Below are 25,083 nucleotides of genomic sequence, written 5' to 3' on the forward strand. Positions count from 1 at the left end.
TCCCTCGACCCAGAAAGCCTCTCGTATGAGCAGCATCGGCATCACCGCACCCGCCGGATTCTCGGCGGCTGCCCTCCCGGCCGGCATCAAGGCCTCCGGAAATCCGGACATGGCGCTCGTCGTCAACAACGGCCCCGAGTACCACGCGGCGGGCGTGTTCACCCGCAACCGCGTCGTCGCCTCCCCGGTGAAGCTGACCCGCCGCGCCGTGGCCGACGGCCGGCTGCGTGCCGTCCTCTACAACGCCGGCAACGCCAACGCCTGCAACGGCGTCCAGGGTGACCGCGACGCCGATGAGCTGCAGCGGCGCACCGCCGATCTCCTCGGTATGGAGCCGGACGACGTCGCGGCCTGCTCGACCGGGCTGATCGGCGAACTGCTGCCCATGGACAAGCTGCGCGACGGCGTCGACCGCCTGGCCGGCGACCTCGGCGACCACGGGCACGCCGCCGCGGAGGCCATCATGACCACCGACCTGGTGGCCAAGGAGACCTGGGTCGAGGGCGACGGCTGGGTCATCGGCGGCATGGGCAAGGGCGTGGGCATGATGGCCCCGTCCCTGGCCACCATGCTCGTGTGCCTGACCACTGACGCCTCCGCCACCCCGGAGATGCTCGACACCGCGCTGCGTGCGGCCACGAAGGTCACCTTCGACACCCTCGACATCGACGGATCCACCTCCACCAACGACACCGTTCTGCTGCTGGCCTCCGGCGCCTCCGGCGTCACCCCGGGCCAGGAGGAGCTCAACGACGCGGTCCACGAGGCCTGCTCCCTCCTGGCCGCCCAGATGCAGGCCGACGCCGAGGGGGTGACCAAGCGGGTCACCATCACCGTGGAGGGCACCGGCGACGACGGCCAGGCCCTCAACGCCGCCCGCACCCTGGGCCGTGACAACCTGTTCAAGTGCGCCATGTTCGGTTCCGACCCCAACTGGGGGCGCGTGCTCGCGGCCGTCGGGATGGCCGACGCCGACATGGACCCGGAGCACATCTCGGTGTACTTCAACGGGGAGGCCGTCTGCGTGGACACCACCGGCACCCCCGGCGCCCGCGACGTCGACCTCTCCGGGGTCGACATCGAGGTGCTGGTGGACCTGGGCACCGGTGGGCCGGGCCGTGCCACCGTGCGCACCACCGATCTCTCGCACGAGTACGTGGAGATCAACTCCGCGTACAGCACCTAGAGGAAGGCCGGCGATGAACGACATAGAGATGGAGTCCCTGAGCTCCGAGGTCAGGGCCAATGTGCTGGCCGAGGCCCTGCCCTGGCTGCAGCACTTCCGCGACAAGATCGTCGTGGTCAAGTACGGCGGCAACGCCATGGTCGACGAGGAGCTCAAGGCCGCCTTCGCCGCGGACATGGTTTTCCTGCGCACCGTGGGCGCCAAGCCCGTGGTCGTGCACGGCGGCGGCCCGCAGATCTCGGCGATGCTCGAGCGCGTCGGCCTGGAGGGCGAGTTCAAGGGCGGCTTCCGGGTGACCACCCCGGAGGTCATGGACGTCGTGCGCATGGTGCTCTTCGGCCAGGTCGGGCGGGATTTAGTCGGCCTGATCAACTCGCACGGGCCCTACGCCGTGGGCACCTCCGGTGAGGACGCCGGGCTGTTCACCGCCACCAAACGGCTCGTGGAGGTCGAGGGGGAGCCCACCGACATCGGACTGGTCGGCGACATCACCGACGTCAACCCGGCCGCGCTCATGGACATCATCGAGGCCGGCCGCATCCCGGTGGTCTCGACGATCGCCCCGGGCGAGGACGGCGAGGTCTACAACATCAACGCCGACACCGCCGCCGGCGCACTCGCCGCGGCCATCGGCGCCGAGCGGCTGCTCATCCTCACCAATGTCGAGGGCCTGTACACGGACTGGCCGAACAAGGACTCCCTGGTCTCCAAGATCCAGCTCACCGAGCTGGCGGACATCCTGCCGGGTCTCGACTCCGGCATGATTCCCAAGATGGAGTCCTGCCTGCGTGCGGTCCAGGGCGGTATCTCCGCCGCGCACGTCATCGACGGGCGCATCGCCCACTCCGTCATCCTCGAGCTGCTGACAATGGGTGGCATCGGCACCATGGTGCTGCCGGATGTCTACGACCGCGACAACTACCCCGAGGGAACCGTCTTCAGGAAGGACGACGCCAAATGAGTGACGCACTGAGCCAATGGAACCAGGTGCTGATGAACAACTACGGCACCCCGCCGGTGGAGCTCGTCTCCGGCAAGGGGGCGACCGTCACCGACTCGGAGGGTCGCACCCACATCGACCTGCTCGCGGGCATCGCCGTCAACGCGCTCGGCCACGGCCACGAGGCCGTCGTCGAGGCCGTCGTCCACCAGGTCGGGCAGCTCGGCCACGTGTCCAACCTCTTCGCCTCCCGTCCCGTGATCGAGGCCGCGACCACCCTGAAGGAGCGCTTCGGCGACGAGAGCACCCGGGTGTTCTTCTGCAACTCGGGCGGCGAGGCCAACGAGGCCGCCTTCAAGCTCGCGCGCCTGACCGGCCGCGGCCGCGTCCTGGCCGCCGCCGACGGCTTCCACGGCCGCACCATGGGTTCCCTGGCGCTGACCGGTCAGCCCGACAAGCGCAAACCCTTCGAGCCCCTGCCGGCCGGGGTGGAGTTCTACCCCTACGGTGACCTCGACTACCTGACCAAACTCGTCGGAACGAACCCGGACGACACCGCCGCCATCTTCCTGGAGCCCATCCAGGGCGAGACCGGCGTCGTCCCGGCACCGGAGGGCTTCCTGCGGGGCGTGCGCGAGCTGTGCGACACCCACGGCATCCTGATGATCGTGGATGAGGTGCAGACCGGCGTGGGCCGCACCGGCGACTTCTTCGCCCACAGCCACGACAGTGTCGTCCCCGACGTCGTCACCATGGCCAAGGGGCTCGGCGGCGGCCTGCCCATCGGCGCGTGCCTGGCCCGCGGGAAGGCCGCGGAGTTGTTCGGCCCCGGCTCGCACGGCACCACCTTCGGCGGCAACCCCGTCGCCTGCGCCGCCGCAAACGCGGTGCTGAAGGTCGTCGACGACGAATTCTGCGCCGACGTCCGACGCAAGGGGCGGCGTTTCATCTCCGCCCTGGAGCAGGTGCCGGGGGTGCGGCACGTGCGCGGCCGCGGCCTGATGCTCGGCGTGGTCCTCGACGCGCCCGTCGCCAAGCAGGCCGTTGCCGCCGGCTTCGGGCACGGTCTCATCCTCAACGCCCCGGCCGGGGACATCATCCGGCTCACCCCGCCGCTGGTGATCACCGACGACGAGATCGACGCCGCCGTCGAGCGCATCGCCGCCCTGCTGTCCGAACTGACCTCCCCGGGAAAATAGGAGAACATCCATGACCAACCCCACCGTCCGGCACTTCCTCGCCGATGACGACCTCAGCCCGGCCGAGCAGGCCGAGGTGCTCGAGCTCGCCGCGGAACTGAAGCAGCAGCCGCTGTCGCGCCGCCCGCTCGAGGGCCCGCTGTCCGTGGCGGTGCTCTTCGACAAGACCTCGACGCGCACCCGCTTCTCCTTCGACGCCGGCATCGCCCAGCTCGGCGGCCACGCCATCGTCGTGGACTCCGGGAAGACCCAGATGGGCAAGGGCGAGAGCTACCAGGACACCGGTGCGGTTCTCTCCCGCTTCGTGGAGGCGATCGTGTGGCGCACCTTCGCCCACTCCAACTTCCACGAGATGGCCGAGACCGCCACCGTGCCGATCATCAACTCGCTGTCCGATGACCTGCACCCGTGCCAGATCCTCGCGGATCTGCAGACCTGCGTGGAGAACCTCTGCCCGGAGCAGGGCCCGACCGGACTCAAGGGCCGCAAGGCGGTCTACCTCGGCGACGGCGACAACAACATGGCCAACTCCTACATGATCGGCTTCGCCACCGCCGGCATGGACATCTCCGTCATCTCGCCGGAGGGCTTCCAGCCGCAGCCGGAGTTCGTCGAACGGGCCCGCCGCCGCGGGGAGGAGACCGGAGCCAGCGTCACCGTCACCTCCGATCTCGACGAGGTCGCGGGTGCGGACGTGGTCATCACCGACACCTGGGTGTCCATGGGCATGGAGAACGACGGCAAGGACCGCCGCACCCCGTTCCTGCCGTACCAGGTCACCACCGAGGTCATGGCCGCCGCGGGCAAGGAGGCCATCTTCCTGCACTGCCTGCCCGCCTACCGCGGCAACGAGGTCACCGCCGAGGTCATCGACGGACCACAGTCGCGGGTCTTCGACGAGGCCGAGAACCGCCTGCACGCCCAGAAGGCGCTCATGGTGTGGCTGTTCGACCACCAGCCGGCGGCGGGGGAGCGTCAATGACCACCCCGGGCACCCGCGCCGCCCGCCAGGCGAAGATCCTCGAGATCCTGGAGAAGACCCGGGTCTCCAGCCAGGTGCAGCTGTCGGAGCTGCTGCTGGATGAGGGTTTCGACATCACCCAGGCGACGCTCTCGCGCGACCTCGACGAGCTCGGCGCCAAGAAGGTCCGCCCCGACAACGGTCGGGCCTACTACACCGTCGGCCACGTCGAGCAGGCGCTGGCGGAACAGCTGACCGGCCCCCGGGAGAAGCTGCGCCGCATGCTCGACGACCTGGTGGTCTCTGTCGACCACTCGGGCAACATCACGGTGCTGCGCACCCCGCCGGGTGCCGCGCAGTACCTCGCCAGCTTCATCGACCGCGTCGGGCTCGAGGAGGTCGTGGGCTGCATCGCCGGCGACGACACCATCTTCGTCCTGGCCCGGGATCCGATGACCGGCCAGGAGCTGGGGGAGCTGCTCACTCAGCGGTGAGCCCCCGGTATCCTCATCAGCGGATCATCTCCGCAGCACATGCACGTACTTTTACCGATTCAACCCCTTAACACAAGGAGAACAGACATGACTGATCGCGTCGTACTCGCCTACTCCGGCGGCCTGGACACCTCGGTGGCCATCCCGTACCTGGCCAAGATGACCGGCGGCGAGGTCATCGCCGTCTCCCTCGACCTCGGCCAGGGCGGCGAGGACATGGAGTCCGTGCGCCAGCGCGCGCTGGACTGCGGCGCCGTCGAGTCCATCGTCATCGACGCCAAGGACGAGTTCGCCGACGAGTACTGCCTGCCCACCATCAAGGCCAACGGCATGTACATGAAGCAGTACCCGCTGGTCTCCGCGATCTCCCGCCCGTTGATCGTCAAGCACCTCGTCGAGGCAGCCAAGGAACACGGCGGCACCCACGTCTCCCACGGCTGCACCGGCAAGGGCAACGATCAGGTCCGCTTCGAGGTCGGCTTCATGGACACCCACCCGGACCTGAAGATCATCGCCCCGGCCCGTGACTACGCCTGGACCCGCGACAAGGCCATCGCCTTCGCCGAGGAGATCGACCTGCCGATCGAGCAGTCCACGAAGTCCCCGTTCTCCATCGACCAGAACGTCTGGGGCCGCGCCGTCGAGACCGGCTTCCTCGAGGACCTGTGGAACGCGCCGACCAAGGACATCTACGCCTACACCGAGGATCCGGCCCTGGGCAACGCCCCGGACGAGCTGATCATCTCCTTCGAGGGCGGCAAGCCGGTCGCCATCGACGGTCGTCCCGTCACCGTTCTGCAGGCCATCGAGGAGCTCAACCGCCGCGCCGGCGCCCAGGGCATCGGCCGACTCGACATGGTCGAGGACCGTCTCGTCGGCATCAAGTCCCGCGAGGTCTACGAGGCCCCGGGCGCCATCGCCCTGATCACCGCACACCAGGCCCTTGAGGACGTCACCATCGAGCGCGAGCTGGCCCGCTACAAGCGCCTGGTCGAGGCCCGCTGGTCCGAGGAGGTCTACGACGGCCTGTGGTACTCCCCGCTCAAGCGCTCCCTGGACGCCTTCATCGAGTCCACCCAGGAGCACGTGACCGGCGACATCCGCATGGTCCTGCACGCCGGCACCGCCACGGTCAACGGCCGCCGCAGCAACCATTCCCTCTACGACTTCAACCTGGCCACCTACGACACCGGCGACACCTTCGACCAGACCCTGGCCAAGGGCTTCGTCGAACTGCACGGCCTGTCCTCCAAGATCGCCAACCGCCGCGACCGCGAGGCCAAGTAAAGGAGCCCGACGTGGAAAAGCACGGAACCAATGAAGGCGCCCTGTGGGGCGGCCGCTTCTCCGGCGGGCCCTCCGAGGCGATGTTCGCCCTGAGCGTGTCCACCCACTTCGACTGGGTGCTCGCCCCCTATGACGTGCTCGCCTCGCAGGCGCACGCGCGGGTGCTGCACAACGCCGGCCTGCTCAGCGACGAGGATCTGGAGACGATGCTCTCCGGCCTCGAGCAGCTCGGCCGCGACGTCGCCGACGGCACTTTCCGTCCGGAGCCCTCGGACGAGGACGTCCACGGCGCGATGGAGCGCGGTCTGATCGACCGCGTCGGCCCCGAGGTCGGTGGTCGCCTGCGGGCGGGACGCTCCCGTAATGACCAGGTGGCCACGCTGTTCCGCATGTGGGTCCGCGACGCCGTCCGCGGCATCGCCGTCGACGTCGCCGAGCTGGTCGACGCCCTCGTCGACCAGGCGAAGGCCCACCCCGAGACGATCATGCCGGGCAAGACCCACTTCCAGGCCGCCCAGCCGGTGCTGTTGGCGCACCAGCTGCTCGCGCACGCCCAGCCGCTGCTGCGGGATCTGGAGCGCATCCGGGACCTGGACAAGCGTCTGGCCGTCTCCCCGTACGGTTCCGGTGCGCTGGCGGGCTCGTCCCTGCACCTGAATCCGGAGGCGATCGCCGAGGAGCTCGGCTTCGACTCCGCCGCGGACAACTCCATCGACGCGACCTCCTCACGCGACTTCGCCTCCGAGACGGCGTTCGTCCTGGCACAGATCGCCGTGGACATGTCGCGGCTGGCTGAGGAGATCATCGCCTGGTGCACCCCGGAGTTCGGCTACGTCACCCTCTCGGACGAGTGGTCGACCGGTTCGTCGATCATGCCGCAGAAGAAGAACCCGGACATCCCGGAGCTCACCCGCGGCAAGACCGGCCGGCTCATCGGCAACCTCGCCGGCCTGATGTCCACCCTCAAAGCGCTCCCGCTGGCCTACAACCGGGATCTGCAGGAGGACAAGGAGCCGGTGGTCGACTCCGTGGCGCAGCTGAACCTGCTGCTGCCGGCCATGACCGGTCTGGTCTCCACGCTGACCTTCCACGAGGACCGCATGCGCGAGCTTGCGCCCGCCGGGTTCACCCTGGCCACCGACCTCGCCGAGTGGATGGTCCGGCAGGGCGTGCCCTTCCGCGAGGCCCACGAGGCCTCCGGCGCGTGCGTGCGCATCGCCGAGTCCCGCGGCGTCGGCCTGGTCGAGCTCACCGACGAGGAGCTCGCGGGCGTCGATGAGCGACTGACGCCCGAGGTGCGTGAGGTGCTCACCATCGACGGCGCCGTGGCCTCACGCGCCACCCGCGGCGGCACCGCCGGCGTGCGGGTCGCTGAGCAGCGCGAGCGGGTCGCCGAGACCTCCCGCGCACACCGCGCGTGGGCGCAGACGCCGGTGCGGCGCTGACACGACCGATCGCTGGAGGCCGGGCAGGGGAGTGGCTCCTGCCCGGCCTCTGCGTATCCGGGGGTTCCGGGGTTGCCTCCACTGCGGCGGGAACGCGCGCGGCGGGTACGATGAGCACTCATGAGTATTGATCCGAAGCTGCTCGATGTGCTCGCCTGCCCGAAGGACAAGGGACCGCTGACCTATCTGGAGAAGGAGCAGATCCTGGTGAACGAGCGGCTCGGCATCGCCTACCGTATCGACGACGGCATCCCCGTCATGCTCATCGACGAGGCCGTCGAGTGGCCGTCGGCCGACTCCCAGCCCTGACACGGCAGATTTCCCCCACATCAACGTTTCGCAGATTTCATTCCATAAGGACCCCACGAACCCCATGAACATCATCGACGAACTGTCCTGGCGCGGGCTGATCAATCAGTCCACCGATCTCGACGAGCTGAAGAAGGCCACCGAAGCGGGACCGATCACCCTGTACTGCGGTTTCGACCCGACCGGCCCCTCGCTTCACGCCGGGCACCTCGTCCCGCTGCTGATGCTGTACCGCTTCCAGCGGGCGGGCCACCGTCCGTTGGTGCTCGCGGGCGGCGCCACCGGCATGATCGGCGATCCACGCGATGTCGGCGAGCGGAGCATGAACGACGCCGGCACCGTCGAAGACTGGGCGGGACGGATCTCAGGGCAGCTCCAGCGCTTCGTGTCCTTCGAGGGCGACAACGCCGCCGTGCTGGTCAACAATAACGACTGGACGAAGGACATGTCCGTCATCAGCTTCCTGCGCGACGTCGGCAAGCATTTCTCCCTGAACACCATGCTCTCCCGCGACACCGTCAAGCGGCGTCTGGAGAATGACGGCATCTCCTACACCGAGTTCTCCTACATGCTGCTGCAGGCCAACGACTTCGTGCAGCTGCGCCGCAACTACGACTGCGTGCTGCAGGTCGGCGGTGGCGACCAGTGGGGCAACCTCGTCGCCGGCGTGGACCTCAACCGCCGTATCGACGGCGCGACCGTGCACGCCCTGACCGTTCCGCTGGTCACCGACTCCGAGGGCAAGAAGTTCGGCAAGTCCACCGGCGGTGGCAGCCTCTGGCTCGACCCCGAGATGACCAGCCCGTACACCTGGTACCAGTACTTCATCAACGCCGCCGACGCCGACGTCATCCGCTACCTGCGCTGGTTCACCTTCCTCACCCAGGAAGAGCTCGCCGAGCTGGAGACCGAGGTCGCCGAGCGCCCGTTCAAGCGTGAGGCGCAGCGTCGACTCGCCCGCGAGATGACCAACCTCGTCCATGGTGAGGAAGCGACCGTGGCGGTCGAGCTGGCCGCCCAGGCCCTGTTCGGCAAGGCCGAGCTGGCCGACCTCGACGAGAGGACCCTCGCGTCCGCGGTATCCGAGACCGAGGTGTTCGAGGTACGGGCCGGAGAGCCCCGCACCATCGTGGACCTGCTCGTCGGCGCCGGCCTGGTCGACTCCCGCGGCGCTGCCCGTCGTGCCATCAAGGAGGGCGGTGCCTACGTCAACAACGTCCGCATCGAGTCCGAGGAGTGGGAGCCGGCTACCGAGGATCTCCTGCACGGCACGTGGCTGGTGCTGCGCCGCGGCAAGAAGAACTTCGCCGGCGTGAAGATCAACGGCTGATTTCCACGGTTTCACCTCGACGTCCCGCCTCCCGAAGCATGGAGGCGGGGCGTTTGCGTTTCTGACCTGGGGATTTGTTTGTTCCCGGGGTGCTGAGTACATTTAAGCGAGTCGCCGCGAGGCAGGGGAACACCTCCTGAAGAGCAAGGTGACAGCGAGATTAACTCAAAGTTGACTTCTCTTGAAGAGAATGACTAGAGTTAAAAATCCAGCCGCCAGGAACGAATCCGAGACGATCGGATGAGGGCATGGCGTGTGAATGTTGTGTGAGAACTCAATAGTGTGCCAATGTACTTTTTATTTTTGTCTGTGACGTTGGTTGTGTCGTTGGTTGCCCGGCTGGCCGGTCCCTGTGGGGATGGGTTGGTGGGTGTGTGCCGGGTGGCCTTGTGGAAATGGGGCCACTGTAAAGAAATGACACCACTACTTGGTGGTGGTGTGTGTTTCCGGTGCGTGGACGTGCAACACAATTTGGTTGCGGATGCCGGCCCTTGTTTTCAGCCCCGTCGGGTGTGGGGGTCGGTGGAAGTTTATGCAGTAAAATTATTTTGGACAATCATGAGCGCCACGGCTTTCGGGTCGTGGTGTGCTGGTTGTTCGTTTTGTTGGGTTCGGGCTTTCTACGCCTGGAAACATCCCTTCTTGAGACGGGTCTTGTGCTTGTTTTGAGGTTTGTTTTTTGTGGAGAGTTTGATCCTGGCTCAGGACGAACGCTGGCGGCGTGCTTAACACATGCAAGTCGAACGGAAAGGCCCCTTCGGGGGTACTCGAGTGGCGAACGGGTGAGTAACACGTGGGTGATCTGCCCCGCACTTCGGGATAAGCCTGGGAAACTGGGTCTAATACCGGATAGGACCTTCCTTTAGCGTGGAAGGTGGAAAGTTTTTTCGGTGTGGGATGAGCTCGCGGCCTATCAGCTGGTTGGTGGGGTAATGGCCTACCAAGGCGTCGACGGGTAGCCGGCCTGAGAGGGTGGACGGCCACATTGGGACTGAGATACGGCCCAGACTCCTACGGGAGGCAGCAGTGGGGAATATTGCACAATGGGCGCAAGCCTGATGCAGCGACGCCGCGTGGGGGATGACGGCCTTCGGGTTGTAAACCCCTTTCGCCCACGACGAAGCGTAAGTGACGGTAGTGGGATAAGAAGCACCGGCTAACTACGTGCCAGCAGCCGCGGTAATACGTAGGGTGCGAGCGTTGTCCGGAATTACTGGGCGTAAAGAGCTCGTAGGTGGTTTGTCGCGTCGTCTGTGAAATTCCGGGGCTCAACTCCGGGCGTGCAGGCGATACGGGCATAACTTGAGTGCTGTAGGGGAGACTGGAATTCCTGGTGTAGCGGTGAAATGCGCAGATATCAGGAGGAACACCGATGGCGAAGGCAGGTCTCTGGGCAGTAACTGACGCTGAGGAGCGAAAGCATGGGTAGCGAACAGGATTAGATACCCTGGTAGTCCATGCCGTAAACGGTGGGCGCTAGGTGTAGGGGACTTCCACGTCTTCTGTGCCGTAGCTAACGCATTAAGCGCCCCGCCTGGGGAGTACGGCCGCAAGGCTAAAACTCAAAGGAATTGACGGGGGCCCGCACAAGCGGCGGAGCATGTGGATTAATTCGATGCAACGCGAAGAACCTTACCTGGGCTTGACATACACCGGACCGGGCCAGAGATGGTCCTTCCCTTGTGGCCGGTGTACAGGTGGTGCATGGTTGTCGTCAGCTCGTGTCGTGAGATGTTGGGTTAAGTCCCGCAACGAGCGCAACCCTTGTCTTATGTTGCCAGCACGTGATGGTGGGGACTCATGAGAGACTGCCGGGGTCAACTCGGAGGAAGGTGGGGATGACGTCAAATCATCATGCCCCTTATGTCCAGGGCTTCACACATGCTACAATGGTCGGTACAGCAGGTCGCGAACCCGTGAGGGTGAGCCAATCCTCGTTAAAGCCGGCCTCAGTTCGGATTGGGGTCTGCAACTCGACCCCATGAAGTCGGAGTCGCTAGTAATCGCAGATCAGCAACGCTGCGGTGAATACGTTCCCGGGCCTTGTACACACCGCCCGTCACGTCATGAAAGTTGGTAACACCCGAAGCCAGCGGCCCAACCGGTTTACCGGAGGGAGCTGTCGAAGGTGGGATCGGCGATTGGGACGAAGTCGTAACAAGGTAGCCGTACCGGAAGGTGCGGCTGGATCACCTCCTTTCTAAGGAGCATAAACAAGTCGGCCCGCGCGGTAGCGCAGGTCGCGTATCGCTGGTTGGTGGTCACGAGTGTTGACCCGCCGGCACTATCAATCGGGTGGACACGCACCCCACGACCCACAGATGGTTGTGGCGGGGTGGCCGCACGGGCAGGACCGGTGGAGCAGGCGGAAATAAATGAGTGGGTATGTTGGCATGCTGTTGGGTGTCTGGGGCAACATTGTCCTGACTGACCATCCGTGACCGCACCTGTGGGGAGTGTTTCTCTGTGGGGTGTGGGGTGGGTGGTGTGTTGTGTGAGAACTGTATAGTGGACGCGAGCATCTTTATTTTTCTGGTGTTTTTTGTTGTGAGTATGTTGTATCCCGCACGCGCCCCGGTGGGGTGTGTGTGGTGTGTGTTTGTGTAAGGGCACATGGTGGATGCCTTGGCATGCTGGGCCGATGAAGGACGTGAGAGGCTGCGTTATGCCTCGGGGAGCTGCCAACTGAGCGTTGATCCGAGGATGTCCGAATGGGGAAACCCGGCCACCGTTGTGGGTGGTCACCCGATCATGAATTCATAGTGGTTGTGGAGGGTCACGCGGGGAAGTGAAACATCTCAGTACCCGCAGGAGAAGAAAATAATAATGATTCCGCTAGTAGTGGCGAGCGAACGTGGAGGATGGCTAAACCGTGTGTGTGTGATACCTGGCAGGGGTTGCGCATGCGGTGTTGTGGGGTTCCATGTGTCGGGTCTGCCAGCCCGGCGTCGGTGGTCGTGTGGTGAGCGGAAGTGGTCTGGGATGGCCCACGGAACAGGGTGAGAGTCCCGTACGTGAACATCATGCGGTGCTGATTGTGGTGTCCCCGAGTAGCAGCGGGCTCGTGAAATCTGCTGTGAATCTGCCGGGACCACCCGGTAAGCCTGAATACCCAGTGTGACCGATAGCGGATAGTACCGTGAGGGAATGGTGAAAAGTACCCCGGGAGGGGAGTGAAATAGTACCTGAAACCATGTGCTTACAATCCGTCAGAGCACCATTAAAGGTGTGATGGCGTGCCTTTTGAAGAATGAGCCTGCGAGTCAGCGGCATGTCGCGAGATTAACCCGTGTGTGGGGTAGTCGTAGCGAAAGCGAATCCTAACAAGGGTGACCATAGTGGCATGTCCTGGACCCGAAGCGGGGTGATCTACCCATGGCCAGTGTGAAGCGACGGTAAGACGTCGTGGAGGCGCGAACCCACTTAGGTTGAAAACTGAGGGGATGAGTTGTGGGTAGGGGTGAAAGGCCAATCAAACTCCGTGATAGCTGGTTCTCCCCGAAATGCATTTAGGTGCAGCGTTGTGTGATGCTTGCCGGAGGTAGAGCTACTGGTTGGTTGAGCGGGACTACCATCTTAGCAATGTCAGCCAAACTCCGAATGCCGGTTTCAAGTTAGCGCAGCAGTGAGACTGTGGGGGATAAGCTTCATAGTCGAGAGGGAAACAGCCCAGATCGCCGGCTAAGGCCCCTAAGCGTGTACTAAGTGGAAAAGGATGTGGGATCGCGACGACAGCCAGGAGGTTGGCTTAGAAGCAGCCATCCTTGAAAGAGTGCGTAATAGCTCACTGGTCGAGTGGTCCTGCGCCGACAATTCAGTGGGGCTCAAGTACACCGCCGAAGCCGCGGCATAAACATTGTTTATGGGTAGGGGAGCGTCGTGCACGGGGTGAAGCGGTACCGTGAGGAGCCGTGGACTGTGTGCGAGTGAGAATGCAGGCATGAGTAACGAATTGACAAGTGAGAATCTTGTCCGCCGGATGACCAAGGGTTCCTGGGTCAAGTTCGTCTTCCCAGGGTGAGTCGGGACCTAAGGCGAGGCCGACAGGCGTAGTCGATGGACAACGGGTTGATATTCCCGTACCCGTGTGTGCGCGCCCGTGGTGAATCAGTGATACTAACCACCCACAAACCCAATCATCACCTTCGGGTGGTGGTCGGGGGCGTGCGTGGGGCCTGAGCTGGTAGTAGCCAAGTGATGGGGTGACGCAGTGGGGTAGCCGAGCCACTGATTGGATTGTGGTGTAAGCGTGTAGGGCCGGTGGTAGGCAAATCCGCCACCGATCAATGCCTGAGGCGTGATGCGTAACCCGTATTGGGTGATGTCGGTGATCCCGTGCTGTCGAGAAAAGCCTCTAGCGAGTGCACATACGGCCCGTACCCCAAACCGACACAGGTGGTCAGGTAGAGAATACTAAGGCGTTCGGGTGAACTGTGGTTAAGGAACTCGGCAAAATGCCCCCGTAACTTCGGGAGAAGGGGGGCCACCACCGGTGACGGGAGCTAGCCTCCGTGAGCTGGTGGTGGTCGCAGAGAATAGAGGGAAGCGACTGTTTATTAAAAACACAGGTCCGTGCGAAGACGATAAGTTGAGGTATACGGACTGACGCCTGCCCGGTGCTGGAAGGTTAAGAGGACCTGTTAGGACCCTTGTGGTCCGAAGCGGAGAATTTAAGCCCCAGTAAACGGCGGTGGTAACTATAACCATCCTAAGGTAGCGAAATTCCTTGTCGGGTAAGTTCCGACCTGCACGAATGGCGTAACGACTTCCCTGCTGTCTCAACCACAGGCCCGGTGAAATTGCAGTACGAGTAAAGATGCTCGTTACGCGCGGCAGGACGAAAAGACCCCGGGACCTTCACTACAGCTTGGTATTGGTGTTCGGTTCGGTTTGTGTAGGATAGGTGGGAGACTGTGAACACACCACGCCAGTGGTGTGGGAGTCGTTGTTGAAATACCACTCTGATCGGATTGGACACCTCAACCTTGGCCCATGATCTGGGTCGGGGACAGTGCCTGGTGGGTAGTTTAACTGGGGCGGTTGCCTCCTAAAGAGTAACGGAGGCGCCCAAAGGTTCCCTCAGCCTGGTTGGCAATCAGGTGGCGAGTGTAAGTGCACAAGGGAGCTTGACTGTGAGACTGACAGGTCGAGCAGGGACGAAAGTCGGGACTAGTGATCCGGCACCTACTCGTGGATGTGGTGTCGCTCAACGGATAAAAGGTACCCCGGGGATAACAGGCTGATCTTCCCCAAGAGTTCATATCGACGGGATGGTTTGGCACCTCGATGTCGGCTCGTCGCATCCTGGGGCTGGAGTAGGTCCCAAGGGTTGGGCTGTTCGCCCATTAAAGCGGCACGCGAGCTGGGTTTAGAACGTCGTGAGACAGTTCGGTCTCTATCCGCCGCGCGCGTGGAAACCTGAGAAAGGCTGTCCCTAGTACGAGAGGACCGGGACGGACGTACCTCTAGTGTGCCAGTTGTCCCGCCAGGGGCACGGCTGGTTGGCTACGTACGGAAGGGATAACCGCTGAAAGCATCTAAGCGGGAAGCCTGTTTCAAGATGAGGTTTCATCAATCAGGCCCCCCACAGACGATGGGGTTGATAGGCCAGAACTGGAACCACCGCAAGGTGAGGAGGTGACTGGTACTAATCGGCCGACGAAACACACACAACCCCCACACGGGGATTGGATGTGCACCCACGCAACGAACCTGAAAACATGTTCGCGTCCACTATGCAGTATCTGACACAACACGTCAGGACCCCACCACGGGGCCCCACGACTGTGTCGGTGGTTGATAGCGGCAGGGACACGCCCGGACCCATTCCGAACCCGGAAGCTAAGCCTGCCCGCGCTGATGGTACTGCACCCGGGAGGGTGTGGGAGAGTAAGTTACCGCCGACCAAAAACTTAAAAGAGAAGAGGCGTGGTCTGTCGAGTTGAGAATCTTCTCCTCGGCAGGCCACGCCTTTGTCATTGTGCCGTCCCACCCGGGGCGTGGATCCGCCGGCCGAACGGGTAAACTCGGGCTACTACGAGTACCCCCAGTGATCAGGGGCCGCGTATCCCGTCGCTGGCCCGAGAACGAGAACCGGAAAGAGATACCGCATGTCCGATCGCCCGTCGCGTGACCACCGCTCCGATGACCGCCGCGGGGGCGATGGTCACCGGCCTCGCCGTCCGCACTCCGGCGGCCGAGGGGACCGCAATGAACGCAACGGCCGCAACGACCGTCGTGGCCGAAACGACCGCCAGGATCGGCAGGGCGGTCAGCGGAGCCACGCCCAGCGGGGCGGGAGCGATCGTCCGGAGAAGTTCCGGAGCGGCCCGCAGCGTTCCGGTTTCCGTGAGGAGCGGCTGAACAAGCGGCTCTCCGAGCCCGATCTGCCCGACGATGTCGACATCAACGATCTCGATCCGCTCGTGCTGCAGGATCTGAGGGTGTTGTCCAAGGACAACGCCGATGCAGTGGCCAAGCACATGATCATGGCGGCCACCCTCATGGAGGACGATCCGCAGCTTGCGCTGCGCCACGCCCGCGCCGCCAAGGACCGGGCCGGCCGCGTCGCCGTCGCCCGGGAAACCAACGGCATCGCCGCCTACCGGGCGGGGGAGTGGAAGGAAGCACTCTCCGAGTTGCGTGCCGCCCGCCGGATGTCCGGCGGCCCGGGTCTGCTGGCCGTCATGGCCGACTGCGAGCGCGGCCTCGGGCGTCCGCAGAAGGCCATCGACCTGAGCCGTTCCGAGGAGGCCCGGGAGCTGGACGCGGAGTCGCGGGTCGAGCTGGCCATTGTCATCGCCGGCGCGCGACTGGACATGGGACAGGCCGAGAGCGCCATCGTCACCCTTCAGCGCCTGAATCCGGATCTGAACTCCACGGGACCGTCCGCCGCGCGGCTGTCCTACGCCTACGCCGATGCGCTGGCCGCCGCCGGCCGCACGGAGGAGGCGAAGGAGTGGTTCCGCCACGCCGACAAGATCGACGAGGACGGGATGCTCGACGCCGCAGAGCGCCTGAACGAGCTCAGCTAGAGTCGGGCGCATGAGTCTTCTGACGCACCACGATGCCCTGCTCCTCGACCTCGACGGCACAGTCTGGGAGGGCGGCCGCGCCATCCCCGGCGCCGTGGAGGCGATCACCGGAGCCGGGTTGCCCGGCATCTACGTGACCAACAACGCCTACCGGGCACCCGGGGACGTGGCGGAGAAGCTCGGCACCATCGGCCTGAGCGTCGGGGAGGACCAGGTCCTGACCTCCGCGCAGGCGGCCATCGAGCTCGCCTCGGAGCACCTGACACCCGGCGACCCCGTTCTGGTCGTCGGCTCGGACTCCTTCCGCGGGCTGGCCACGCAGGCCGGCTACGTCGTCGTTGAGTCGGCGGATGAGCAGCCGCGCGTGGTCTTCCAGGGCCACAATCCGGCCACGGGGTGGGCGCAGCTCTCGGAGGCGGCGCTGGCGATCCGGGCGGGGGCGATCCACGTCGCCTCGAACCTGGACACCACGCTGCCGTCGGAGCGCGGCCTGCTCGTGGGCAACGGCTCGATGGTCGCGGCGGTCGTCTCCGCCACCGGGGAGCCGCCCGTCGCCGCCGGCAAGCCGGGACCGGCCCTGTTCCGCTCCGCCGCCGCACGCCTCGGCGCCTCGCGGCCGTTGGTCGTCGGGGACCGCATCGACACCGACATCGAGGGCGGCAACGCCGCCGGCATGCCGACCTTCCAGGTGTTCACGGGGGTTTCCGGCCACTTCGACGTCCTGCGCGCACCGCGTGAGCAACGCCCGACCTACCTGGCGGATTCGCTCGCGGAGCTCAATCACGACCCGCGGGAGCTGCGACCGGGTGCCCAGGGCGGTTTCACCGCCCGCCTGGATTCGAGCGACCTGCTGCTGGATGGGGGCGGACCCGAGGCTACTCCGATCCAGGCGCTGCGCACCGCCGCCGAGGTCGCGTGGGCCTCGGAGTACCGGGTCAAGCGCATCCGGCCCGTCGGCGAGCACGCGAAGACCGCTGTCGGGGCGTGGTGGTGAGCATCGTGGCCGCACCGGGCCCCAAACCTCATGATCCCCGACAGCCGAGGGTGAGCCCCGCGGACGTCGAGAAGCGTCTGGCGGAGATCCTCGGTGAGCCGTCCGGCAGCCTGGCCGAGGAGGCCGCCCAGCTCGAGCGGGCGCACGCGGTGTTGCACGACGCCCTGCAGGACAACCAGGCCGGATGATGAGGAGGACAGACATGGTGGCACGCAGACGGCTCGATGCTGAGCTGGTCCGCCGCAAGATCGCGCGCTCACGCGAGCAGGCCGTCGAGATGATCAGGGACGGCCGGGTCTTCGTCGGCGGTTTCAAGGCGTTGAAGCCCGCGACGGTCGTCGAGCCGGAGATCTCCATCCGGGTCGAGGAGTCCGAGGACGACGGCTGGGCCTCCCGCGGCGCCCACAAGCTGCTCGGCGCACTCGCCGCCTTCGAGCCGCAGGGGCTGAGTGTGGCGGGACGCAAGGTCCTCGACGCCGGCGCCTCCACCGGGGGCTTCACCGACGTGCTGCTGCGTCGCGACGCCCGCGAGGTCGTCGCCGTCGACGTCGGCTACGGCCAGCTGATCTGGCGGCTGCAGAACGACGCCCGCGTCACCGTCCTCGACCGGACGAATATCCGCCATCTCACCGCGGAGATGACCGGTGGGCCCTGCGACATGATGGTCGGCGACCTGTCCTTCATCTCCCTGCACCTGACCCTGCCGACCATCGCGGGATGCCTGGCCGAGGGCGCGGACCTGCTGCCGATGGTCAAGCCCCAGTTCGAGGTCGGCAAGGACCGCCTCGGCTCGGGCGGGGTGGTGCGCAGTCCCGAACTGCGCGCCGAGGTCACGCGGGAGACCGCCGAGTTCGCGGCCACCCTGGGGTTGAGCTGCCGGGGCGTCGTGGCCTCCCCGCTGCCCGGGCCGAGCGGCAACGTAGAATACTTCCTGTGGCTGATCAAGGACGGCGGCGCCAGCGCCCCGGCACCGGATCAGCTGACCACCATGATCGACACCGCCGTGAAGGAGGGTCCGCAGTGAGTGACCGCCGGCAGATCCTGCTCGTCCCCCACACCGGCCGCAGCTCCAACGTCGACGCCGCCGAGCGTGCCGCGGAGCTGATGACCGGGGCCGGGATCGACGTCCGCGTGCTGGTCCATCAGGACGCCCGCCCCCTGGACAACAGCCCGGTGCTCGCGGATCTGCCGCGGGTGACCCACAACGCCGACGCCGCGAAGGGCTGCGACCTCGTCCTCGTGCTCGGCGGCGACGGCACCTTCCTGCGCGCCGCCGACCTGGCGCACGCCGTGGATCTGCCGGTCCTGGGCATCAACCTCGGCCACGTAGGCTTCCTCGCCGAGTGGGAGGCCGAGTCCCTCGACGAGGCCATCCAGCGCGTCATCGACCGGGACTACCGCGTCGAGGACCGCATGACCGTCGACGTCACCGTCCTCGACGACGACCTGGAGGTCATCGGCCGCGGCTGGGCGCTCAACGAGGTCAGCGTGGAGAACCTCAACCGCCGCGGCGTCCTGGACGCCATCCTCGAGGTCGACGGTCGACCCGTCAGCTCCTTCGGCTGCGACGGCGTGCTGATCTCCACCCCGACGGGTTCGACCGCCTACGCGTTCTCCGCTGGGGGACCGGTGCTCTGGCCGGAGCTCGACGCCATCCTGGTCGTGCCCAACAACGCGCACGCGCTGTTCACCAAGCCGCTGGTGGTCTCCCCGCGCTCGACCGTGGCGGTGGAGTCGAATCCGGGTGCGTCGCCGGCGATGGCCGTCATGGACGGTTTCCGCCCCATCCCCATGCCCCCGGGTTCGCGCGTGGAGGTCGTCCGCGGTGAGCGCCCGGTGCGCTGGGTGCGGGTGGACCACTCGACGTTCACCGACCGCCTGGTGACCAAGCTGCGGCTGCCCGTGGAGGGCTGGCGGGGACCCCGAGCCCCGAAGAATCAGTAGCACGTCTGTTCGTTTTTCCGACACTATCCGTGGGGTAACCTGGCCACATGCTTGCTGACATCGCCATCGAGAATCTCGGTGTCATCCCCTCCGCGACCGCGGAGTTGTCCGACGGACTGACGGTTCTCACCGGCGAAACCGGCGCCGGCAAGACCATGGTGGTCACCGGTCTGCGCCTGCTCACCGGCGGGCGCGCCGACGCCTCGCGGGTGCGCACCGGCGCCGGCCAGGCGGTCGTCGAGGGGCGGTTCGTCACCGACCGCCTGCCCGGCGACGCCGCGCGGCGTACCGCGGACACGGTCGAGTCGGCCGGGGGGACCGCGGACGAGAACGGTGAATTCATCGCCTCCCGCACCGTCAACGCGACGGGTCGTTCCCGCGCCCACCTGGGGGGACGTTCGGTTCCCGCGGCCACGCTCGCGGAGTTCAGCCGGGAGCTGCTGACCATCCACGGCCAGAACGATCAGCTCCGCCTGCTCGCCCCGGACCAGCAGCTGGCCGCCCTGGACCGCTTCGACCCGGCGATCGCCCCGCTGTTGGAGGCCTACCGGACGACGTGGCGGCAGTGGCGCACCCTGGCCCGGGATCTGAAGGAGCGCACCGAGTCCCGCCGTGAGCTCGCGCAGGAGGTCGACCGGCTGCAGTTCGCCCTCAACGAGATCGACGAGGCTTCCCCGGAACCCGGCGAGGACCTCGAGCTGGTCAACCAGATCCGGCGCCTGCAGGACGTGGACACCCTGCGCGAGCAGGCCTCCACCGCGCTCGGGGCGATTGACGGGCCCGAGGCCTTCGGTGGCTACTCCGACGAGGAGCCCGCCTCCACGCTGCTGGGGCGCGCGGAGTCCGCGCTGACCGGTTCGGAGGATCCGAAGCTCCGGGAGGCGGGGGAGAAGCTGTCCGAGATCACCACCCTGCTGTCCGAGATCTCCGTCGACCTCGGTGCCTACCTGTCCGATCTGCCGGCCGATCCCAACCTGCTCGAGGAGTACCTGCAGCGCCAGCAGCAGCTCAAGCAGCTGACCCGCAAGTACGCCCCCGACATCGACGGGGTGCTGGCCTGGCGGGAGAAGGCCCAGGCCCGGCTCAGCCGGATCGACATCTCCTCTGAGGCCCTCGACGAGCTGAAGAAGCAGGTCGCCGCCGCCGAGCAGACCATGACCGCCGCGGCGAAGAAGCTCACCACCGCGCGCACGAAGGCCGCGAAGAAACTGGGCAAGCAGGTCACCACCGAGCTGCGCGGCCTGGCGATGCCCAAGGCCCGCATCGAGGTCGAGGTCCGCGCCATCGCCCCCGGCCGGGACGGCGCGGACGAGGTGGAACTGCTGCTGGCGGCCAACTCCTCCGCCGAGGCCCGCCCGCTGGCCTCCTCGGCCTCGGGTGGTGAACTCTCCCGGGTCATGCTGGCGCTCGAGGTGATTCTCTCGGCCGGTTCCGAGGGCGCCACCCTGGTCTTCGACGAGGTCGACGCGGGCGTCGGGGGGCGCGCAGCCGTCGAGATCGGGCGCCGCCTGGCCCGGCTGGCCACCCGTAACCAGGTCATCGTGGTCACGCACCTGCCGCAGGTGGCCGCCTACGCCGACACCCACCTGCACGTGGCCAAGAACGTCGGCGACGACGCCGTCACCTCCGGAGTGGTCACGCTGACGGGGGATGAACGCGTGGAGGAGCTCGCCCGCATGCTCGCCGGCCTCGACGACACCGACACGGGCCGCGCGCATGCCGCCGAGTTGCTGGAACGCGCCCACGCCGAACGGGCGGGCTTCCGCCACGACTGATCCGCGCGCCTCCACCACCGGTTGAGACTCAACCAGCAGAATGAGGCGCATGAGCCTGTTCTCCCGCACCGCCGACCTGCCCGGTCTGCACGGAACCCTGCGCGACTGCACCTCCGCCGGCAGGGGGTTCAAGCGACTCCGCGAGGGTGACATCGCCGTCGTGGACACGCCGGATCTCTCCCGCCCGGACGCCCAGCGCCTGCTCGACGCGAAGCCGGCGGCGGTGGTCAACCTGGCCCGCTTCTCCACGGGGACCGTCCCGAACTTCGGCCCCCACATGCTCCTCGACGCCGGGGTCCTGCTCGTTGAGGGGGCGGGGGAGGAACTCGCCTCGGGTCTGAAGGACGGCAAGAAAGGCCGCGTCACCGACGACGGGGAGGTCCACATCGCGGACCGGACGATCGGCGGCGGGACCGTGGTCACCCAGGAGGCGGCGGAGCGTTCCTTCAGCGAGGCGCAGCAGTCCCTGGTCGACCACATGGAGGCCTACTTCGGCAACACCATCCAGTTCATCCACTCCGAGGGCCCGCTGCTCATCGACGGACTGGGCATCCCCGACACCGGCATCAAGTTCACCGGGCGCAAGGTGCTGGTGGTCAGCCCGGGGACAGGGCACCGCAACCAGGTCAAGCAGCTGCGCAACTTCATCCGCGAGTACGAGCCGGTGATCATCGGCGTCGACGACGCCGCCGACACCCTTGTCGAGCTCGGCTACAAGCCCGATCTGATCGTGGGTAATCCGGCCGGCATCGGCGCGGACACGTTGCGCAGCGGGGCACGCGTGGTCCTGCCCGCCGAGCCGGACGGCCACGCCGTGGGGCTGGAGCGCATCCAGGATCTCGGCGTCGGCGCCATGACCTTCCCGGCGGCGACCGATTCCGCCACCGACCTGGCCCTGCTGCTCGCGGGCTACCACGGCGCCCAGCTCGTGGTGAACGCCGGTGCGCCGCTGGATCTCGACGCCATCTTCGCCAAGGACCCCACCGCAACCCCGGCCGCGCTGCTGACGCGGACCAAGCTCGGCCCGCGGCTGGTGGACGCCTCCGCGGTTTCCGGCCTCTACACCGTGAACGGGGGTCGCGGTATCGCCTGGCTGTGGGCCGTCCTCGGCATCCTCGTCGCGCTGGCCGTCATCGTCGCCATCGTGGGGCTGTCCGGACCGGACAGCTTCCTCAACAATCTCATCGACACCTGGAACAGCTTCGCGCTGACCGTCCAGGGCTGGTTCAACTAGGGAGGAACCGCCATGGCCAAGAACTCCTCCGGACGCGCCGGCTGGCTCGTCGCCGGTCTCGGTTTCGGCGTCGCCGCCGGTGTGGCGCTCGGCACCCTGGTGATCTCCCCGAACATGCCCGACGGCGGGGCCGGGGAGCCGGCGGTGACCCAGGCGGACGTCGACGCCGCCCGCGAGGACGCCGAGATCGCCGAGGCCCAGGCGGCCTCCGCCGACAGCGTCATCGCGGAGCTGGCCGATTCGGCCGTCGAGGGCACCCTGGTCGACCGGCCCGTCATGGTGATGCACACCGCCGGTGCCGCCCCCGAGGACGTCGACGCGGTGGCCTCCCTGCTGGATGCCGCCGGAGCCGTCAATGCGGGCCGGATCTCCCTGTCGGAGAGTTTCTTCACTCAGGAAGGTGCCGACCAGCTGAAGGCCGTGGTGGCCAACACCCTGCCCGCCGGGGCACAGCTGTCGACCGAGAACCTCGACCCGGGCACCCACGCCGGGGAGGCGCTCGGCTCCGCGCTCCTGCTGGATCCGGAGTCCGGGCAGGAGCAGGCGACCTCCGACGAGCGGGGCCTGCTGCTGCGCACCCTGCGGGACGGGGGGTTCCTCAGCTACGAGGACGGCACGATTCTGCCCGCCCAGGTCATCGTGTTCGTGACGGGCACCCTGGACGGCGGCGGGGACGCCTTCGCCGCCCGGAACATGGCCTCCTTCGCCCGCGCCCTGGATTCCCGCGGCAACGGCACCGTGTTGGCCGGCCGGATCCGCACGGCCGCGGACACCGGGCCCATCGGTCTCATCCGGGCCGACGAACAGGCCTCGGGTGAGGTGTCCACCGTCGATTCCGTCGGCCGGGCCTGGGGCCGGATGGCCACGGTGCTCGCCGTGCGCGAGCAACTCAACGGTGAGGCGGGGGCCTACGGTTCGGCCGCCTCTGCGGAGGCGGCCACCCCGGCGCCGTAGGGGGGTTCTGTCCGGCGCGGTACCGGTGCAGGATGCGCCTCTCCGGTCGACCGCCTTTCCGGAGGTGTATTATCCCACCTCACCCTCGGTGCTTGAGGTGTATTGTCCCTGTTCGGGGAATGGTATTACGTGGGAAAATGCGTCGATCGGAAACTCGTGGCCCCAGGAGGACGTGTCGCGAGCCGTCCTGTTGCGGTCCTGCGCACCCGCAGATTTCTAACTATCGACAGGTTTAATGTTAGACTGAAGGCCCGTGGGTGCGCATCAGCAGCTCACCCGCGGACCGTCGCTTCAGGTGCGGCCCCGCGGAACCAGACCCATCACGCCCCACGGGAGGCACCATGTCCGCTCACCGCACCAAATTCGTCTTCGTCACCGGGGGAGTGGTCTCCTCGCTGGGCAAGGGACTGACCGCCGCCAGCCTCGGTCGGCTGCTCAGCTCCCGGGGCCTGAACGTGACGATGCAGAAGCTCGATCCGTACCTCAACGTCGATCCGGGCACGATGAACCCCTTCGAGCACGGCGAGGTCTTCGTCACCGACGACGGCGCCGAGACGGATCTCGATCTCGGCCACTACGAGCGCTTCCTCGACCGCAATCTGACCCGCAACGCCAACGTGACCACCGGCCAGGTGTACTCGAGCGTGATCGCCCGCGAGCGCCGCGGCGGCTACCTGGGAAAGACCGTTCAGGTCATCCCGCACATCACCGACGAGATCAAGGCCCGCATCCTGGCGATGGGGGAACCGGACGCGGACGGGGACATCCCGGACGTGGTCATCACGGAGATCGGCGGCACCGTCGGTGACATCGAGTCCCAACCCTTCCTCGAGGCCGCCCGCCAGGTCCGCCACGAGGTGGGCCGGGAGAACATCTTCTTCATCCACGTCTCGCTCGTGCCCTATCTCGCCCCCTCCGGCGAGCTGAAATCCAAGCCCACGCAGCACTCCGTCGCCGAGTTGCGCTCCATCGGCATCCAGCCCGACGCGATCGTCCTGCGCTGCGACCGGGAGGTGCCGGTCCCGCTCAAGGAGAAGATCGCCCTGATGTGCGACGTCGAGACCGAGGGGGTGGTCTCGTGCGCCGACTCGGCCTCGATCTACAACATCCCCGAGGTGCTGCACCGTGAGCGGTTGGACGCCTTCCTCATCCGGCGGCTGAACCTGCCGTTCCGGGACGTCGACTGGTCCACCTGGAACGACCTGCTCGAGCGCGTCCACCACCCCGAGGGGGAGGTCACCGTCGGGATCGTCGGCAAGTACATCGGGCTGCCGGACGCCTACCTCTCCGTGGTGGAGGCAATCCGCCACGCCGGCTTCCACCACCGGGTCCAGGCGAACATCAGCTGGATCACCTCCGAGGACTGCAAGACGCCCGAGGATGCCGCCCGGGCCCTGGCCGGTGTCGACGCCGTGGTCATCCCCGGCGGCTTCGGCGTCCGCGGCATCGAGGGCAAGATCGGCGCGATCCGCCACTGCCGGGTCAACCGCGTCCCGCTGCTCGGCCTGTGCCTGGGGCTGCAGTGCATCGTGCTGGAGGCCGCGCGGGTCGCCGGCATCGACGCCGCCTCGTCCACCGAGTTCGACCCCGCGACACCCGCACCGGTGATCGCCACGATGGCCGAGCAGCGGGCGGCCGTGTCCGGCGAGGCCGACCTGGGCGGGACCATGCGACTGGGCTCCTGGCCGGCCACCCTGGCGGCAGGGTCGCTGGTCGCCGAACTCTACGGCGCCACGGAGGTCGCCGAGCGTCACCGCCACCGCTACGAGGTCAACAACGCCTACCGCGGGCCCGTCGCCGAGGGATCCGGGCTGGTGTTCTCCGGCACCTCCCCGGACGGGAGACTCGTCGAGTTCGTCGAGTACCCGCGCGATGTCCACCCCTTCCTCGTGGCCACCCAGGCGCACCCCGAATACAAGTCCCGGCCCACGGCGGCGCACCCGCTGTTCAGCGGGCTGGTCGGGGCGGCACTGGCGCACAGGGCCTAAATTGGGGGA

Annotated in this window: 17 protein-coding genes, 3 rRNA genes and 1 pseudogene; all 21 read left to right on the forward strand. The window is 66.6% G+C overall.

The genetic code is table 11. The annotated features are described in order from the left end of the window. Positions 1 to 25 precede the first annotated feature (25 nt). The 21 genes and pseudogenes from argJ to A605_RS07025 all read left to right on the forward strand — a co-directional run bounded on the left by argJ (position 26) and on the right by A605_RS07025 (position 25,074). Positions 26 to 1,186 carry a bifunctional glutamate N-acetyltransferase/amino-acid acetyltransferase ArgJ gene (gene argJ, locus A605_RS06925; protein ID WP_015400791.1) on the forward strand — a complete coding sequence of 387 codons (1,161 nt, stop codon included), beginning with the start codon at positions 26 to 28 and terminating at the stop codon, positions 1,184 to 1,186. A 13-nt stretch (positions 1,187 to 1,199) separates the two neighbouring features. After that, positions 1,200 to 2,147, forward strand: a complete 948-nt coding sequence (gene argB / locus A605_RS06930; RefSeq protein ID WP_015400792.1) for an acetylglutamate kinase — start codon at positions 1,200 to 1,202, stop codon at positions 2,145 to 2,147. Further along, positions 2,144 to 3,325, forward strand: coding sequence for an acetylornithine transaminase (locus tag A605_RS06935; protein ID WP_015400793.1), 1,182 nt, complete (start codon positions 2,144 to 2,146; stop codon positions 3,323 to 3,325). Before argB ends, A605_RS06935 begins: the two co-directional genes overlap by 4 nt. Before the next feature lie 10 nt (positions 3,326 to 3,335). Then, positions 3,336 to 4,307, forward strand: coding sequence for an ornithine carbamoyltransferase (gene argF / locus A605_RS06940; protein ID WP_015400794.1), 972 nt, complete (start codon positions 3,336 to 3,338; stop codon positions 4,305 to 4,307). Further along, entirely contained in the window at positions 4,304 to 4,780 is a 477-nt protein-coding gene (locus A605_RS06945; RefSeq protein WP_015400795.1) for an arginine repressor, read from the forward strand. The genes argF and A605_RS06945 overlap by 4 nt, the downstream gene beginning before the upstream one ends. An 87-nt stretch (positions 4,781 to 4,867) precedes the next feature. Continuing rightward, complete coding sequence (locus A605_RS06950; protein WP_015400796.1) at positions 4,868 to 6,067, forward strand: argininosuccinate synthase; 1,200 nt, start codon at positions 4,868 to 4,870, stop codon at positions 6,065 to 6,067. An 11-nt stretch (positions 6,068 to 6,078) separates the two neighbouring features. Further along, a complete protein-coding gene (argH, locus tag A605_RS06955) occupies positions 6,079 to 7,512 on the forward strand; it encodes an argininosuccinate lyase (RefSeq protein WP_015400797.1) in 1,434 nt (477 codons plus the stop codon). A 120-nt stretch (positions 7,513 to 7,632) separates the two neighbouring features. Continuing rightward, entirely contained in the window at positions 7,633 to 7,821 is a 189-nt protein-coding gene (locus tag A605_RS06960) for a Trm112 family protein (protein ID WP_015400798.1), read from the forward strand. Between the two features lie 64 nt (positions 7,822 to 7,885). Beyond that, positions 7,886 to 9,151 carry a tyrosine--tRNA ligase gene (gene tyrS / locus A605_RS06965; RefSeq protein ID WP_015400799.1) on the forward strand — a complete coding sequence of 422 codons (1,266 nt, stop codon included), beginning with the start codon at positions 7,886 to 7,888 and terminating at the stop codon, positions 9,149 to 9,151. Positions 9,152 to 9,829: 678 nt separating this feature from the next. Continuing rightward, positions 9,830 to 11,351: ribosomal RNA gene (locus A605_RS06970) — 16S ribosomal RNA — on the forward strand. Positions 11,352 to 11,744: 393 nt separating this feature from the next. After that, positions 11,745 to 14,822, forward strand: a 23S ribosomal RNA gene (locus tag A605_RS06975). A gap of 117 nt (positions 14,823 to 14,939) precedes the next feature. After that, positions 14,940 to 15,057: ribosomal RNA gene (gene rrf, locus A605_RS06980) — 5S ribosomal RNA — on the forward strand. The 16S, 23S and 5S rRNA genes sit together here, the layout of an rRNA operon. Before the next feature lie 183 nt (positions 15,058 to 15,240). Beyond that, positions 15,241 to 16,185: pseudogene (locus A605_RS06985) on the forward strand (hypothetical protein); the annotation flags it as partial. A 10-nt stretch (positions 16,186 to 16,195) separates the two neighbouring features. Next, positions 16,196 to 17,179: an HAD-IIA family hydrolase gene (locus A605_RS06990; RefSeq protein WP_015400801.1), complete on the forward strand. Its 984-nt coding sequence runs from the start codon at positions 16,196 to 16,198 to the stop codon at positions 17,177 to 17,179. A gap of 50 nt (positions 17,180 to 17,229) precedes the next feature. Beyond that, on the forward strand, positions 17,230 to 17,367 hold the full coding sequence (locus tag A605_RS06995; protein WP_244429014.1) for a hypothetical protein: 138 nt from the start codon (positions 17,230 to 17,232) through the stop codon (positions 17,365 to 17,367). Positions 17,368 to 17,381: 14 nt separating this feature from the next. Beyond that, positions 17,382 to 18,203 carry a TlyA family RNA methyltransferase gene (locus A605_RS07000; protein ID WP_015400802.1) on the forward strand — a complete coding sequence of 274 codons (822 nt, stop codon included), beginning with the start codon at positions 17,382 to 17,384 and terminating at the stop codon, positions 18,201 to 18,203. Beyond that, positions 18,200 to 19,123, forward strand: coding sequence for an NAD kinase (locus A605_RS07005; protein ID WP_015400803.1), 924 nt, complete (start codon positions 18,200 to 18,202; stop codon positions 19,121 to 19,123). The genes A605_RS07000 and A605_RS07005 overlap by 4 nt, the downstream gene beginning before the upstream one ends. 47 nt (positions 19,124 to 19,170) lie before the next feature. Beyond that, on the forward strand, positions 19,171 to 20,898 hold the full coding sequence (gene recN / locus A605_RS07010; RefSeq protein ID WP_015400804.1) for a DNA repair protein RecN: 1,728 nt from the start codon (positions 19,171 to 19,173) through the stop codon (positions 20,896 to 20,898). A 40-nt stretch (positions 20,899 to 20,938) separates the two neighbouring features. Further along, positions 20,939 to 22,132, forward strand: coding sequence for a putative cytokinetic ring protein SteA (gene steA, locus A605_RS07015; protein WP_015400805.1), 1,194 nt, complete (start codon positions 20,939 to 20,941; stop codon positions 22,130 to 22,132). Between the two features lie 12 nt (positions 22,133 to 22,144). Beyond that, positions 22,145 to 23,086 (forward strand): copper transporter, encoded by a 942-nt coding sequence (locus A605_RS07020; protein ID WP_015400806.1) that lies wholly within the window; start codon positions 22,145 to 22,147, stop codon positions 23,084 to 23,086. A 341-nt stretch (positions 23,087 to 23,427) separates the two neighbouring features. Beyond that, complete coding sequence (locus tag A605_RS07025; protein WP_015400807.1) at positions 23,428 to 25,074, forward strand: CTP synthase; 1,647 nt, start codon at positions 23,428 to 23,430, stop codon at positions 25,072 to 25,074. Positions 25,075 to 25,083: the final 9 nt, after the last annotated feature.

It is taken from the genome of Corynebacterium halotolerans YIM 70093 = DSM 44683, from assembly GCF_000341345.1.
Taxonomy (GTDB): domain Bacteria; phylum Actinomycetota; class Actinomycetes; order Mycobacteriales; family Mycobacteriaceae; genus Corynebacterium; species Corynebacterium halotolerans.